Annotated in this window: 16 protein-coding genes; 11 read left to right on the forward strand and 5 right to left on the reverse strand. The window is 46.8% G+C overall.

The window, feature by feature from the left end; all coding sequences use genetic code 11:
- Positions 1-63 precede the first annotated feature (63 nt).
- The 7 genes from GGR41_RS00705 (at position 64) to thpD (ending at position 6,177) form a co-directional block, all read left to right on the forward strand.
- Positions 64-891, forward strand: coding sequence for a carbon-nitrogen hydrolase family protein (locus GGR41_RS00705; RefSeq protein ID WP_167660213.1), 828 nt, complete (start codon positions 64-66; stop codon positions 889-891).
- A gap of 18 nt (positions 892-909) precedes the next feature.
- The gene (gene tldD / locus GGR41_RS00710; RefSeq protein WP_167660214.1) at positions 910-2,370 is read left to right on the forward strand and encodes a metalloprotease TldD; all 1,461 of its coding nucleotides are present in this window, start codon (positions 910-912) and stop codon (positions 2,368-2,370) included.
- Between the two features lie 125 nt (positions 2,371-2,495).
- On the forward strand, positions 2,496-3,017 hold the full coding sequence (locus tag GGR41_RS00715; protein ID WP_077733604.1) for a MarR family winged helix-turn-helix transcriptional regulator: 522 nt from the start codon (positions 2,496-2,498) through the stop codon (positions 3,015-3,017).
- Entirely contained in the window at positions 3,014-3,556 is a 543-nt protein-coding gene (gene ectA / locus GGR41_RS00720) for a diaminobutyrate acetyltransferase (RefSeq protein WP_209279704.1), read from the forward strand. The genes GGR41_RS00715 and ectA overlap by 4 nt, the downstream gene beginning before the upstream one ends.
- 16 nt (positions 3,557-3,572) lie before the next feature.
- Positions 3,573-4,877: a diaminobutyrate--2-oxoglutarate transaminase gene (gene ectB / locus GGR41_RS00725; RefSeq protein WP_167660215.1), complete on the forward strand. Its 1,305-nt coding sequence runs from the start codon at positions 3,573-3,575 to the stop codon at positions 4,875-4,877.
- A complete protein-coding gene (locus GGR41_RS00730; protein WP_167660216.1) occupies positions 4,877-5,266 on the forward strand; it encodes an ectoine synthase in 390 nt (129 codons plus the stop codon). Before ectB ends, GGR41_RS00730 begins: the two co-directional genes overlap by 1 nt.
- An 11-nt stretch (positions 5,267-5,277) precedes the next feature.
- Positions 5,278-6,177, forward strand: coding sequence for an ectoine hydroxylase (gene thpD, locus GGR41_RS00735; protein WP_167660217.1), 900 nt, complete (start codon positions 5,278-5,280; stop codon positions 6,175-6,177).
- A gap of 90 nt (positions 6,178-6,267) precedes the next feature.
- On the opposite strand, the gene ehuA is transcribed toward thpD, so the two are convergent.
- The 4 genes from ehuA to ehuB are packed head-to-tail and all read right to left on the reverse strand — an operon-like array spanning position 6,268 to position 9,300.
- Positions 6,268-7,074, reverse strand: a complete 807-nt coding sequence (gene ehuA / locus GGR41_RS00740; protein WP_167660218.1) for an ectoine/hydroxyectoine ABC transporter ATP-binding protein EhuA — start codon at positions 7,072-7,074, stop codon at positions 6,268-6,270.
- Positions 7,067-7,765 carry an ectoine/hydroxyectoine ABC transporter permease subunit EhuD gene (ehuD, locus tag GGR41_RS00745; protein ID WP_167660219.1) on the reverse strand — a complete coding sequence of 233 codons (699 nt, stop codon included), beginning with the start codon at positions 7,763-7,765 and terminating at the stop codon, positions 7,067-7,069. Before ehuD ends, ehuA begins: the two co-directional genes overlap by 8 nt.
- Positions 7,765-8,436 carry an ectoine/hydroxyectoine ABC transporter permease subunit EhuC gene (gene ehuC, locus GGR41_RS00750; protein WP_167660220.1) on the reverse strand — a complete coding sequence of 224 codons (672 nt, stop codon included), beginning with the start codon at positions 8,434-8,436 and terminating at the stop codon, positions 7,765-7,767. The genes ehuD and ehuC overlap by 1 nt, the downstream gene beginning before the upstream one ends.
- Before the next feature lie 3 nt (positions 8,437-8,439).
- Positions 8,440-9,300: an ectoine/hydroxyectoine ABC transporter substrate-binding protein EhuB gene (gene ehuB / locus GGR41_RS00755; protein ID WP_167660221.1), complete on the reverse strand. Its 861-nt coding sequence runs from the start codon at positions 9,298-9,300 to the stop codon at positions 8,440-8,442.
- A 400-nt stretch (positions 9,301-9,700) separates the two neighbouring features.
- Here ehuB and aroG point away from each other — a divergent pair, with 400 nt between their 5' ends.
- From aroG to GGR41_RS00770, 3 genes are all read left to right on the forward strand, one after another.
- The gene (gene aroG, locus GGR41_RS00760) at positions 9,701-10,759 is read left to right on the forward strand and encodes a 3-deoxy-7-phosphoheptulonate synthase AroG (RefSeq protein ID WP_077734968.1); all 1,059 of its coding nucleotides are present in this window, start codon (positions 9,701-9,703) and stop codon (positions 10,757-10,759) included.
- Positions 10,760-10,939: 180 nt separating this feature from the next.
- Positions 10,940-12,055: a tRNA 2-thiouridine(34) synthase MnmA gene (gene mnmA, locus GGR41_RS00765; RefSeq protein WP_167660222.1), complete on the forward strand. Its 1,116-nt coding sequence runs from the start codon at positions 10,940-10,942 to the stop codon at positions 12,053-12,055.
- On the forward strand, positions 12,055-12,876 hold the full coding sequence (locus tag GGR41_RS00770; protein WP_167660223.1) for a sulfite exporter TauE/SafE family protein: 822 nt from the start codon (positions 12,055-12,057) through the stop codon (positions 12,874-12,876). The genes mnmA and GGR41_RS00770 overlap by 1 nt, the downstream gene beginning before the upstream one ends.
- A 75-nt stretch (positions 12,877-12,951) precedes the next feature.
- Here the strand turns inward: GGR41_RS00770 and GGR41_RS00775 are convergent, their stop codons facing one another.
- Entirely contained in the window at positions 12,952-13,578 is a 627-nt protein-coding gene (locus GGR41_RS00775; protein ID WP_167660224.1) for a glutathione S-transferase N-terminal domain-containing protein, read from the reverse strand.
- A gap of 327 nt (positions 13,579-13,905) precedes the next feature.
- Between GGR41_RS00775 and purB the strand changes: the two genes are divergently transcribed.
- Positions 13,906-15,282, forward strand: a complete 1,377-nt coding sequence (gene purB, locus GGR41_RS00780) for an adenylosuccinate lyase (RefSeq protein ID WP_167660225.1) — start codon at positions 13,906-13,908, stop codon at positions 15,280-15,282.
- Positions 15,283-15,301: the final 19 nt, after the last annotated feature.

A 15,301-nucleotide genomic window follows, 5' to 3' on the forward strand; every position in this document is an offset into this window, starting at 1 on the left:
TTTTATAAAAGAATAAAATGTATTAACAAAAATAGCGTAAGTAAAGATCATGGTGGAAGCATAATGATGAGTTATCCTGATAATAAACGAATAAAGCTAGCCGCTATTCAAATGGTTTCTGGTCCATATCTAAGCGAAAATTTAAGGGCTGCAGCGTATTGGATTGCACAAGCCGCTCTTTCCAAAGCGGAAATTATTGCTTTACCGGAATACTTTTGCTTTTTGGGAAATACAGAAACACAAAAGCAAGCACTAATAGAAGAATTTGGTCATGGCCCCATCCAACAGTTTTTATCTGAACAGGCGGCGTTACATGGGGTGTGTTTGATTGGTGGTACCCTGGGTTTACAGGCGCCAGATACTACGCGTTATTACAACAGCACATTAGTTTTTGACCCCGCCGGTCAGTGCATAGCACGTTATGACAAAATTCATCTCTTCAGCTTCCAAAGCGAAACCGAGCACTATGACGAAGCACAAACCATTCAAGCAGGAAATTTAATTCCTACAGTGGTTGACATACAAGGGTTTAAAGTCGGTTTGGGTATTTGTTATGACTTACGTTTTCCAGAGCTTTTTAGGGCAATGGGCCCGATAGATCTTTTAGTATTGCCCGCGGCTTTTACCTACACGACAGGTCAAGCACATTGGGACCTCTTACTACGTGCCCGAGCCATAGAAAACCAATGCTATGTTTTGGCACCAGCCCAAGGCGGGGTTCACCCAAATGGGCGTCAAACATGGGGGCATACCCAACTCATCGACCCTTGGGGTGTAGTAATCGATAATTTGACCACAGGCGAAGGGGTGGTCAATGGCATAATAGAAAAGAAGCGATTAAGTGAAGTGCGCTCAGGCTTGCCTGCACTTACGCATCGCCGCTTTGTTTGAGTAATTTAAGGATTGTAGATGATGACAAGTCCATCGGCTTTGGATGCATTGAGCACAGCCAAATCGGTTTTATTAACCCCATGGGGCGTGACCGAGCACGATTTACAACACAGTTTGGCTGAGATTTTTACCCATCGAGTGGACTATGCCGATTTGTATTTTCAATATTCGCGTAGCGAGGCCTGGAGCCTCGAGGAAGGCATTGTTAAAACAGGCAGTTTTAATATTGAACAAGGGGTAGGCGTACGCGCTATTAGTGGTGAAAAGACAGCTTTCTCGTATTCTGATATCTTAAGTCAAGAGGCTTTGCTAAACGCTGCCCATGCTGTGCGCAGCATTGCTCGCCAAGGCCAGCAGGGGCAAATACCGTTGCTCAATGCGCGACCTAGCACAAGACCGTTGCTTTATGTACCTAATGACCCCCTAGATAGTCTAACCGCACCAGAAAAAGTCGCATTGCTTGAAAAAGTTGAACGCATGGCTCGAGCTAAAGACCCTCAGGTCATTCAGGTGATGGCCAGTTTGGGCGCCACGTGCGATACGGTATTAGTGGCTGGTAGCGATGGCCGTTTAGCGGCTGATGTTCGTCCCTTAGTGCGTTTATCTATTACAGTGATAGCAGAGCGTGCTGGGCGACGCGAAAGTGGCAGCTCGGGCGGGGGCGGTCGTTTTGATCTAGGCTATTTTGATGATGCTCTTTTACAAAACTATGTGGATCAGGCGGTCGATCAAGCCTTGATTAATCTCGAGGCCAAACCCGCACCAGCTGGTGAAATGCCCGTCGTCCTTGGGGCAGGCTGGCCAGGGATTCTTTTGCACGAGGCAGTGGGACATGGCTTAGAGGGCGACTTTAACCGTAAAGGGTCAAGCGTATTTAGTGATCGTATTGGCGAGCAGGTGGCCTCTAAAGGCGTCACCGTCATTGATGATGGCACCTTAACCGATCGTCGTGGGTCGTTAAATATCGATGATGAAGGCAACCCAACCCAACACAATGTGTTGATTGAGGACGGCATTTTGACCGGTTACATGCAAGACATGTTGAACGCACGCTTAATGAATATGCCCGTAACGGGTAATGGCCGTCGCGAGTCCTATGCGTATTTACCCATGCCGCGTATGACAAATACATATATGTTAAATGGTTCTCATCATCCTGATGAGTTAATTGCTTCAGTAAAAAAAGGCATTTATGCTGCTAACTTTGGGGGTGGTCAAGTCGATATCACCAGCGGAAAGTTTGTGTTTTCTGCTTCCGAGGCTTGGCTCATTGAAAATGGGAAATTGGTTCACCCTGTAAAGGGGGCGACACTCATTGGTTCTGGCATCGAGGCCATGAATCAAGTTTCAATGATTGCTAATAATATGGCTTTAGACTCCGGTGTAGGGACCTGCGGTAAAGATGGGCAAAGCGTTCCTGTGGGGGTGGGCATGCCTTCTATCCGAATTGATGGGCTTACCGTTGGTGGTACAGCATAGTAAAGGCTAAAACTGAATGATGGGGGGCCGCACTAGCGGCCTTTTCTTTATTTGACAATACTCATTTCAATGGATATGATTTCAGTTGAAATGATTATTTGCTTGATGTGGAATATGAAAGCTAAATGAAAACACAGGATCAATATGATTTACGCATATTGCGTGCATTACGTCGTATCACACGCTCTATTGCGTTGCACTCTCGACAGCTGTCGGCGGGTAGCAATATTACAGCCCCTCAGTTGGTCTGCTTGCGCACCGTTATAGAAAAAGGTCCTTTAACTGCCACCATGATTAGCCGTGAAATGCACGTCAGTCCAAGCACGGTGGTCGGTATCTTAGATCGACTCGAAGACAAAAACCTAGTTCAACGTGAACGCAGTCGTGAAGACCGTCGTATTGTGTATGTGTCTGCTACCACAGCAGGTAAAGAATTAGCCCAAAGTACACCATCACCGCTACAGCAAAAGCTAAGCGAAGCTTTACAGCAGCTTTCTGAGCAAGAACAAAAGCAAATTACTACGGCCTTAGAGCGAGTGGTGGCCTTGATTGACTCAGATGCAGAAATGGAAGCCGACCAATCTGTATCTGCTTTATTGGAGATACCCGAAGGCGCTGTACCACCGGAATCGGGTTTAGTGGTTTGACCATTACAAAAACAGAGACAAACACAACGAACACGGAAAGCAGCGACGAAGACCCGCTGCGATTCCACCAGCCAACCATCAACGATGGGGCCGCTATTTATGAACTCGTTCAAGCGTGCCCTCCGTTAGATCTCAATTCGAATTATGTGTATTTACTGTTAAGTACACATTTCGCTCAAACGTGCATCGTTGCTTACGATGCAGATCAACTCGTAGGCTTTATATCGGCCTACCGACATCCCCAGAAAAAACAGACATTATTCATTTGGCAAGTCGCTGTACACGCGACCATGCGTGGTCGTGGTGTGGCACAAAAAATGCTAGATGCGCTATTGGATCGGGAAGGCTTAGAGGACATTAGGTTCATTGAGACTACCGTAGACCCAGACAATAGCTCATCGCGACGCCTGTTTGAAAAACTAGCTCAGCGCCATCAAGCACAGCTGACAGAGCTTGACTTTTTAATTGCAGAGCATTTTGTAAAACCGCAAGTGGAGCCGTTACTGCGTATCGGCCCTTTGACGACAAACTTGTTATAACAACGAGGAGAAAATCATGTCAGATTTAAAAATATTCGAACGCATGGAATCACAAGTGCGTGGCTATATCCGTTCCTTCCCTGTACTGTTTACTTACGCTAAGGGCTCCTTATTGCGTGATGAATCAGGTAAAGATTACATCGACTTTTTTAGCGGGGCAGGAACCTTAAACTATGGCCACAACAATGAAGTGTTCAAGCAAAAACTCATTGAATATGTGGAAAGCGATGGAGTGGTGCATGGTTTAGATATGGCCACCTCAGCAAAAAAAGAGTTTCTAGAGGCAGTGGATAAACACTTATTCAAGCCGCGTAATTGGAATTACACCTTGCAGTTCACTGGCCCTACCGGTACCAATGCGGTTGAGGCAGCACTAAAATTAGCACGTCAAGTAACTGGGCGGCAAAATGTAATTTCATTTACCCATGGTTTCCATGGGGTGAGTTGCGGCGCTCTAGCAGCAACGGCAAATAAAAAGTTTAGAGACGCAGCAGGCATTCAGCTTCAGAACACGACCTTTATGCCTTATGACGGCTACATGGGGCCTGATGTCGATACCATTAGCTACCTAGAGCGTCTTTTAGACGATCCAAGCAGCGGTTTAGATAAGCCAGCTGCCGTGATTGTAGAAACCATTCAAGGCGAAGGGGGCGTAAACGTTGCCACGGCCCGCTGGTTAAAAGCGCTTCAGCAGTTATGTAAAGCTCACGGTATGTTAATGATCGTTGACGACATTCAAGTAGGTTGCGGTCGTACCGGAACCTTTTTCAGCTTTGAGAAATTCGGTATTCAGCCAGACATCATTACCCTATCTAAATCCTTGTCAGGTTATGGTCTGCCCATGTCACTGGTATTGATGAAACCTGAGTTAGATATCTGGAAGCCGAGCGCCCATAACGGTACTTTCCGTGGTAATAACCTAGCTTTTGTGACGGCAACGGCTGCATTAGACGAGTATTGGGCTAATGCTGAGTTCAGCAAACAAATCCAACAAAAAGAAAGCATCGTACGTGATTGGCTAGAGAATATTGTGCATAGCTATCCTGGGTCAGGACTCAGTGTCCGAGGTCGTGGCTTAATTCAGGGCTTGGTGAGCCCAGCCGGTTCCGACGTGGCGGCACAAATTGCAAGCCGCGCGTTTGAAAAAGGCTTGGTCATTGAAACCTCTGGCGCTCAAGATGAAGTGGTAAAACTTTTACCTGCATTGACCATTGAGACAGAGCACTTGAAAAAAGGGCTGCACATCCTAGAGCAAAGTGTTGCTGAAGTCATGGCACAGACACCGCAAACAGCAAAAATTCTTAAACTCGGAGCAAGCTAATGATCGTACGTAATGTAAAAGACGTAATTGGAACTGAACACGAAGTCCGTACCGACAACTGGGTTAGTCGTCGAGTTCTACTTAAAAAAGACGGCATGGGTTTTTCTTTTCATGAAACGGTGATTTTTCCTGGAACAGAGACTCATATCCATTACCAAAACCACCTTGAAGCGGTATGGTGTGTAGAAGGCGACGGGGAAATAGAGACCGTAGCCGATGGTAAAAAATATGCACTCGGACCTGGAGTCGTCTATGCCTTAGATGAGCATGACGAGCATTACCTACGAGGTGGTGAAAAACCGTTACGTGTGATTTGTGTCTTTAACCCGCCATTAAGTGGGTTGGAAGTTCATGATGAAGAGGGAGTTTATCCTGCAGACGTAAGTTAGGAGATTTATCTATGACAGTTGCTACCGATTACTATCCGTCTCGCGTAGCAACGCCTATGGCATTAATTCCTCGTGTTGAGCCCGTAGTCTATGCACGAGGAACCTATGCCAAAGCGTTGAGCGCCGAACAGTTACGTAGTTATGAAGAAAACGGTTTTCTCGTCATGCATGATGTGTTTGACCCGGCCGAGGTACAAACCTATGCGGATGAGTTACACCGCCTATTGCAAAACCAAGAGCTAGTCGGTCAGCCTGGAACGATCACTGAACCTGGTAGTGATGCTATTCGCTCATTATTCAAAGTGCATGAGCACAGTGCCTTGGTACAGCAGTTGGTACAAGACCCACGTTTACTGAATGTAGCATGTCAAATTCTTGGCTCGGATGTATACATGCATCAAACCCGTGCTAATTTTAAGCCGGGTTTTACCGGTAAAGCCTTTTATTGGCATTCGGATTTTGAAACATGGCACGTAGAAGACGGTATGCCCGCCATGCGCGCCTTGAGTTGCTCTGTGTTGCTAACTGATAACAATGCCAGTAATGGCTCTTTAATGCTGGTGCCGGGTTCCCATCGGTACTTTGTGCCGTGTCTAGGTGAAACGCCAGAACAACACCACAAGCAGTCCTTGAAAAAACAAGAGTATGGTGTGCCCAGCCAAGACCATTTGACTCAGTTGGTCGATCAAGGGGGTTTAGAGACGGTGCAAGCTAAAGCCGGATCCGTCATCTTTTTTGATTGCAATACTATTCATGGCTCTGCAAACAATATCAGCCCTTGGGCTCGCTCTAATCTGTTTATGGTGTACAACAGTGTAGAAAATGCGCTGCAAGCCCCAAAATACGGTTTAGAGCCTCGGCCTGACTTTTTAGGACAGCGCACTGTTCAGCACGTGTTGAGTCCTTCGTGATGCGTGTTGCTACGATAAAAAAAGGCGTCTTTAGAGACGCCTTTCTTTATCACTGGTGCGGAACACCTCATTGCTTAGGTCGAGGGCATTTTAAGGGGAGTCTTGCTGACCATTACCATTATGTTGCATAAAATGACTTAAGAACTCTTTGGTGCGTGCATGCTGTGGGGCAGAAAACAACTGTTCTGCTGGCGCGTCTTCCACAATCACCCCTTGATCGAAAAAGCAAATACGATCAGAAATTTGCCGAGCAAATTGCATTTCATGAGTGACTAACAAGATGGTGAGGTCATGCTTAGAACATAAGTGCTCAATCACCTGCAATACTTCACCGACCAACTCGGGATCTAAAGCCGATGTGGGTTCATCAAAGAGCATAATGTTAGGTCGCATGGCTAATGCTCGCGCTATGCCTACTCGTTGCTGCTGTCCGCCAGAAAGCTGACTAGGAAATTTATTAGCATGGTCAGTTAAGCCGACTAAATCTAAATAGTCCATTGCACGCTGTTTGGCTTTTTTCTTATCTAGCCCCAGCACATGAATGGGTGCTTCAGTGACGTTACGCAGCACAGTCATGTGAGGAAATAAGTTGAATTGTTGGAAAACCATCCCCATTTTTTTACGCATGTGACGCAAGTGGGCTTCACTAGCAGGAACAAGCTGGTCGTTTTTGTTTTCGTGCCATAGTGGCTCGCCGTCTACGTAAATAACACCGCCTTGAATGTCTTCTAGGGTCATAAGAATACGCAACACAGTAGACTTGCCTGACCCAGACGGTCCGATAATGGTGACTTTTTCACCTTTGTTGACGGTGAAGTTTAACTCGTTGAGCACAGTGTGATCACCGAATTTTTTGGTCACGTTTTGAAAATCAATAATGGTGTTAGAGTTAGTCATGATGTAAATGGATCCCTTCTTTGGGTAAGCGTTCATCTAATAGTCGAACGAGCCAAGCAGCAATCAAGGTCATAATAAGATAAATCAGTCCGACCATAGATAGCGGGATAAGGTATTGAAAGCTCCGATCACCAATAATTTTGGCAACATTAAGTAATTCCAGTACAGCAACGACCGATAAAATCGGCACGTCTTTCATTATAGAAACTAAATAATTGCCCAAAGCAGGCACAATACGAGGAATGGCTTGGGGTAACACAATCGTGCTGAAGGTGCGCCACCCTGATAAATCCAAAGCGCGTGCGGCTTCAAGTTGGCCCCGTGCCACGGACTCAATACCTGCGCGGTAGACTTCAGAGGTGTAGGCGCTGTATTGCAGGCCTAAGGCCAAGGCGCCCGTCAGAAAAGCAGGCAAAACCACGCCATAGTCAGGCAAGACATAATATAAAAAGAAGAGCTGTACTAATAACGGTGTATCGCGTATAAATTCGCTAATAAACCGTGCTGGCCAGGAAATAACTTTTAGTCTGACGCTTTTTAAAGCCGCCAAAATTAAACCCAACACGGCAGCTACAAAAAATCCCAGTAGGGTGGCCTGTAAAGTCACGATTAGGCCTTTACCTAAAATAGGTAAAATAGACCAAGCAAATGCCCAAGCGCTACTGGTATCCCAACTGATGCCAAATAACATTATTGACCTCCTGCACGCCAACGGCTGGTGTAACGTTCAAGTAAATGCATCAAACCACTAATCACCAGTGCCATGCCAAAATACATAAAAAGCAGCATGGTATAGATGGTGGTGCTGTCTTGGGTAAAGTTGCGAATTTGTTCAGCTCTAAATGCCATATCGGCTAAACCAATTAATGACACCAACGCCGTATCTTTCAGGTTCTGAATCGCTAAATTGCCAAAGGTGGGCATCATTTCTGGAATGGCTTGGGGCACGGCAATTCGCCACATGGTTTGGCGTGCGTTAAAATCCAAGGCTTTAGCGGCTTCGTATTGGGAAGGGGGGACCGCTTGAATCGCGCCGCGCACCACCTCTGCGCCATAAGCACCTATGTTTAATGCCAGGGCCAAGGTTCCTGCTAAGACGGGTGGCAATCGCAAGTCGATACCAATCAACTGCCCCAACATGGGTAAAGCAAAAAATAGCCAAAACAGCTGAACTAAGAGGGAAGTGCCTCGGAAAATCTCAATAAAGCTGACACTGATTGCCTTGACCCACCAATGGTGAGACAAGCGGCCTACGCCAAATAAAAAGGCAAACACGGCCCCTAGCACCGAGGAGTAAAGAGTCAGTTGCACTGTGACCCATGCTCCGGAGAGCAAGGGGCCACTGTATTCTATCCAACTCATACGTTATGAGCTCATACAAAGATCGGCAGTGCTTTTTGCGTTGGATTCGCTCTGATCCACGTCGCTAAAACCGTAACGGCTCAATATTTCTTGCCATTCTTTGGTTTGTTTGAAAGCAGCTAATTCTTTATTGATGGCGTCACGCAAGCTTTCTGAATCTTTAGCAAAGGTAAAGCCTCCCCAACTCCGAATGGCCTCGCCATCGATAACAGGGTCTTCAAACTGAGCGGCTAATTCCACCTTGTCGCTTTGTTTAGCGAGTTCCGCGGCAGTCAGACCCGTGGCAGCATATGCATCTGCACGACCCGTGGCGACAGTTGAAATGGCATCGGCATTATTGGAAATCGTGACGAGTTGTGATTCGTCGACGCCAAGTGCTTGCATCATTTCTAATTGATCCGCTCCGGCCATAATAGCGACTTTGTTTTTACTGTCTTTAAAGGCTTCGTAGCTGTGCAAGTCTTTCGGGTTGCCTGCTGCAACCAATAAGCCTTCACCATATGAACTGTTTGGCTCTGAAAATAAAATTTGCTCACAGCGCTGAGGCAAAATCGCCATTTCTGCAGCAACCATATCAAAGCGATCGGCTTGTAAACCAGGAATTAGTGAACCAAAATTGGTGGTTTGCCATTCAATCTTGTCGATGCCTAGCGCTTTAACTAAATGCATGGCAACTTCAGGGCCAACCCCTTTGGCTTCGCCGTTTAAATCGGTATAACCATAGGGAATTTCATTGGCTACAGCGATACGGATAGTCCCTTTTTTTTGAATGTCCTCTAGGGATGCGGCATGCGTGGAAAGCCCTAGTGTTAATAGCGTTGCCGCGGTACCGCAAAGAAGAGTAGATCGTGAAAATAAGCGCATTGCTTTTCCTTTCTCTGATTACGTTCATCTGAACTGACGGATGAGGTCAGCAATTTATTTGCATAGTAATCATAGCCTAACAAATCATTTCAACTCAAACGATTTAGGCTCAGCCTATTTAAAAGAGAATGCGGTAGTCAAAATTAATCGCAAGAAGAAGGGGAAACAGGGAGTATTAATGATTGTGCTTTTTCTAAAAGGTATGTTAGGATAAATTTATGTACAAAGCCTTATCCTTTTTCTTCTTTTATTTTTATGCGTTTCCTATGCCGCTGGCGCAGGAAGGGATAGCTTGTACACAGAACACATAGCAAAAAATTCCCAACTAAAGCCGCCAGCGCACAAGGCGGCTTTTTTTATGCCGCACGCTCTGGCAGCACAACCTCAATGGAGTCAAGACGTGTCGCACAATACAGATGATTTACGTATTCGGGAAATTAAAGAGTTAAGCCCACCCGCGCATTTAATGCGCGAGTTTGCCTGCTCAGTTGATGTATCTAAAGTAGTGCACAGTGCACGTCAGGCCATTCACAACATTTTGCATGATCAAGATGATCGACTCGTCGTCGTCATTGGTCCTTGTTCTATTCATGATACCGAAGCCGCCATGGACTATGCGCGTCGTCTTGTTCCTTTACGTGACAAATACAAAGACGAGCTAGAAATTGTGATGCGCGTTTATTTTGAAAAGCCACGCACCACAGTAGGCTGGAAAGGGCTAATTAACGACCCTAACCTAGACGGCAGCTTTAATATCAACCAAGGATTACGTATTGCGCGTCAGTTATTGCTAGAGGTTAATGCATTAGGTCTGCCAGCAGGGTGTGAGTACCTCGATATGATTACCCCGCAGTACATTGCAGACTTGGTTTCATGGGGGGCAATTGGGGCACGTACTACGGAAAGCCAAGTTCACCGCGAGCTCGCCTCCGGTTTGTCGTGTCCAGTAGGTTTTAAAAACGGTACAGGTGGCAGCACGCGTATTGCTATTGATGCAATTAAAGCTGCTTCGCAGCCTCACCACTTTTTATCTGTTACTAAAGGCGGCCACTCTGCTATCGTGTCCACTAAAGGGAACGAAGACTGCCATATTATTTTGCGTGGCGGTAAAGCCCCTAATCACGATGCGGCTAGTGTAGAGCAAACGGGTCAGGAAATGACGGCATCGGGTTTATTGCCACGTATTATGATTGATGCCAGCCATGCCAATAGCAATAAAGACTACCGCCGCCAGCCCGAAGTGATCAACGAGGTATGTGAACAAGTCGAACAAGGCGATGACCGTATTTTTGGTGTTATGGTAGAGAGCCACTTGGTAGCAGGACGCCAAGACCTCGTTGACGGGCAGCCGTTAACCTACGGGCAAAGTATTACAGATGGGTGCATCGGTTGGGAAGACTCCGAGGCCGTTCTAGAGCGTCTGGCTCAGGCGGTTCGTGTACGTCGCCAAAGCAAGTAGTCTTTTCGCTTATTCCCTCTCTCTAAGAAAGCAGGGCTGAATACACGATGTTCAGCTCTGCTTTTTTTGTATTTCTCCGACAACTTGGCATGAATTTAAGGCCTCTATGAATGACAGAGGTACAATACACTAGGTTTTATAACGAGTCGAAACGACTTTTTTTAGGTACAGATTTGCATTATGACAACTTCGACAGGCTCTAAAGGGCGCGTAGTAATCGGTCTCTCGGGTGGGGTGGACTCCTCTGTGTCCGCTTGGCTATTAAAACAGCAGGGCTACGAGGTCATTGGCTTGTTCATGAAAAACTGGGAAGACGATGACGACAGCGAATACTGCTCAAGCCGTCAAGATTGGCTAGATGCAGCAAGCGTGGCGGATTTACTTGGAATTGAAATCGAAGCGGTTAATTTTGCGGCGGAATACAAAGACCGTGTTTTTGCCGAGTTTTTACGTGAATACACAGCTGGGCGTACGCCTAATCCCGATGTGTTGTGCAACGCCGAAATTAAATTCAAAGCGTTTTTAGATCATGCAATGAGTCTAGGGGCCGAACGTATTGCAACGGGGCACTATGCTCGGGTACGGGCGCTAAGCACAGCGCAGGGCACGCAATATCAGCTATTAAAAGGGGTAGATCAAAGCAAAGACCAAAGCTATTTTTTGCATCGATTAAATCAGGCGCAGCTATCTCGCACTTTATTTCCTTTAGGGGAAATTGAAAAGACCGAGGTGCGTCGTATCGCCGAGCAATTGCAGCTTCCGAATGCTAAGAAAAAAGATTCAACCGGTATTTGTTTTATTGGTGAGCGGCCTTTTCGTGAGTTTTTAAATCGCTATCTCCCAACTAAACCGGGTCCTATTAAAACTCCAGAAGGCCAAGTCGTAGGCGAACACATGGGCTTAGCTTTTTATACCTATGGCCAGCGCAAAGGGCTAGGAGTAGGGGGTATCAAAGGCAAACAGCGTGATGATGGCACCGCTGATGCGTGGTATGCGGCACGCAAAGACCTAGCCACCAATACACTGTATGTGGTTCAAGGACACGACCATCCCTGGTTATTAAACCACGACCTTAATGCCGAAAATATCAGTTGGATAGCCGGTCACGCTCCTGAGCTTTCTTACTGCGCCGCTAAAACCCGTTATCGCCAAACGGATGCAGCCTGCCAAATTCTTCATGCCGATACCACTACACTTCGCTTGCATTTTGAGCAGGCCCAATGGGCCGTAACGCCGGGGCAATCCGTGGTGCTTTACGATGGCGAGGTGTGCTTGGGTGGTGGGATTATTCAGTAATGACTCTGACGTTTATTCTTTTATTTGCTTTACTGGGTGCGTTTGTTGGGTTTGCGGCAGGTTTATTAGGAATTGGCGGGGGCATGATTCTCGTGCCTTTTCTTAATCTGCTCTTGCCATTGCTTGGGGTACCGGCGGAAATTGCTGTGCATGTGGCGATTGCGACGGCGATGGCAACCATCATTTTTACTTCAGTATCCAGTGTAAAAGCGCACCAGACCCATGGCGCTATCCGGTGGGACGTAGTCAAACTCATGGTGCCAGGGTTGTTAATCGGCGGGCTACTGTCAGGTGGTGCTGTATTTGCTTATGTGAATGGCGTAGCTCTAGCAGTGATCTTTGCCTCGTTTGTGGTATATAGCGCGATCAAGATGTTTAAAAATAGCCCGCCTCCTAGCGGGGTAGGCTTACCGGCTTCGTGGAAGATCACTGGTTTTGGTGGGGTGGTGGGCTTTATTTCTGGTCTGCTAGGGGCCGGGGGCGGATTTTTATCTGTGCCTTTTTTGGTGCGCGCGAACATTCCCATGCCTAAAGCCATCGCAACCTCTGCCGCCTTAGGCTTTTTTATTGCTATCGCCAATGGCATAGGCTATGTCTGGGCAGGATCTCAATACACGAATCTGGCTCAGGGGTTAATTGGTTTTGTGTATTGGCCAGCCTTAGTGGTGCTAACCCTATGCAGTATGTTGAGCGCGCCATTCGGAGCACGTATGGCCCATCGATTGCCGGTCAAAACATTAAAGCGTATTTTTGCGACGATGTTATTGCTTTTGGCTGTGCAGATGCTATTTGAAACGCTACGTGTTCACTTTGGGTTCTAAGCCAAAAAAAACGCATATATTGCCCCAACTGCCTCGCTATTTCTTTAGGCGGTTGGGGTTTTTTTGTGGGAATAATTAGTTAGCGGTCAATTCATCAAGCGTTGTGGCCTGAAAAGAGGGGCGACTTTCTAGTTTAGTCAAAAGCCCTGCCAGTTTTTCGCATTCGGAGCGCCAATCTAGGTCAGGAAAGCGCAGATCGAGATAGGCTAATGCACACCCCACCGCTAAGTCAGCTAGGCTAAGGTTATTGCCAGTGCAGTACGGCTGGGTTGAGGATAGCTCGGCTTCCATGTGTTTGAGCGCCGCCAAAATTTTATTTTTCTGACGATTAGTCCAATCGGAGCATTGGCGCGCAGTCGGTCGCTGCGTTAATTCTACGTGAATGCTTTCAGCGGCATCCATGAGACCATCGGCCACGGCTTCCCAAGCTTTGGTGGTGGCACGCTCACGCCCAGATTGGGGTATGAGGCGACTAACCGGTGATAAGGTATCAAGGTATTCAACAATGACGCGGGAGTCGAACAAACTACCGTAGTCATCCATAATTAGACAAGGGATTTTGCCCAATGGATTATATTGCTGAACGATGGTGTCGTCGGCCCACACGTCTTCGAGAAGTAATTCGTAGTCGAGTTTTTTTTCTGCCATAACGACGCGTACTTTGCGTACGAATGGGCAAGTCAGTGAACCAAGAAGTTTCATAGAGAGAATGTGTGAGTTGCTAGCTAAAAAAGTATAGCAAGTTCTAACCCGGAAATAATAAAGCACGAGAATATTTGGGGCTGCATACGTAGAAACACACTTTTTTGTGGTTTTAATGTCATGTGCTGTGCATATATGCAGTTATTTCTGGCTTTTGAAATCGAACTATGCATTGCACTGCATGGCGTGATAGAGCTAGGCGATGATGCATAAAAAATACTGTTTAGTTGGCCTAAATAGAGCCTAGCTTAAGCGAATGGGACGTAACACAAAGGCCGATGGTAGAATAGCGGTTTAGCTATTTTTTCCTCTTATACCTAAATTACCATGCAGATTGCTGATCAACTTACTCCTTTAAATGCGTTGTCTCCGCTTGACGGTCGTTACGCAAGCCGTTGCAATGACTTACGTGGCCTTTTATCCGAAGCCGGCTTTATGGCGCACCGTGTCGAAGTCGAAGTAGCATGGCTTATTGCATTATCCCAAGCCAATTTGCCTGAACTGCCTGCATTTAGCCAAGGGGCCATTGATCGCTTAAATGCCCTTGTGACAAATTTCACCGAGGCCGATGCTCAACGCATCAAGGAAATCGAGCGCGTCACTAATCACGACGTGAAAGCAGTCGAATATTGGCTAAAAGAGCAAGTCCAAGACGATGCCGAACTTAACTCAGCAGCCGAATTTATCCACTTTGCTTGTACCTCTGAAGACATCAACAATACCTCGCACGCGCTCATGCTGACGCGTGCTCGTCAGCAGGTCATCGTGCCTCAGTTGCAAAAGCTGTGTGACGCCCTTAAAGCCAAGGCACACGAGTACGCTGATCAGCCTTTGCTTTCACGCACCCACGGTCAACCTGCTAGCCCAACTACCATGGGTAAAGAGTTTGCCAACGTGGCAGTACGTCTAGAGCGCGCCATTGCGGCCATTGTGGCGGTAGAGCCATTAGCCAAGCTGAATGGAGCCACCGGAAACTATAATGCGCATCTAAGCGCTTACCCTGAAATCAATTGGCCTGCATTTAGTAAAGCGGTATTGCAGCAGCTAGGTTTGGTGCAAAACGAACACACCATCCAGATCGAGCCGCACGATTGGATGGCGCAGTTATTTGATGCTATTGGCCGTGCTAACACCATTTTATTAGACTTTAACCGCGACATCTGGGGTTATATTGCGTTGGGTTACTTTAAACAGCGCCTCAAAGAAGGGGAGATCGGTTCTTCCACCATGCCGCACAAAGTTAACCCCATTGATTTCGAAAACTCCGAAGGTAATCTAGGCTTAGCTAATGCCGTATTCCGTCACTTATCGGAAAAACTTCCCGTATCGCGTTGGCAGCGAGACCTCACCGATTCCACCGTATTGCGTAACTTAGGTGTGGGTCTAGGCTATAGCGTTGTGGCCTATGATGCGTGTTTACGTGGCTTGAATAAGCTCGAAATCAATGCAGAGGTCATCAACACAGACTTAGACAACTGCTGGGAAGTCTTAGCCGAGCCAGTGCAAACGGTAATGCGCCGTTATGGCTTGCCTAACCCCTACGAGCAATTAAAAGAGCTAACTCGCGGTAAAGGCATTAATGAAATAGGTTTGCGCGATTTCATTACCGGACTGGATCTACCCGAAAACGTCAAAGCCGATTTATTGGCTATGACCCCTCGCCGTTATATTGGTTTAGCTGCCCAGCTCGCTAAGCAAATTTAAAGCGAATTCAATACAAAAA

It is taken from the genome of Paenalcaligenes hominis (assembly GCF_011927625.1).
Lineage (GTDB): Bacteria > Pseudomonadota > Gammaproteobacteria > Burkholderiales > Burkholderiaceae_B > Paenalcaligenes > Paenalcaligenes hominis.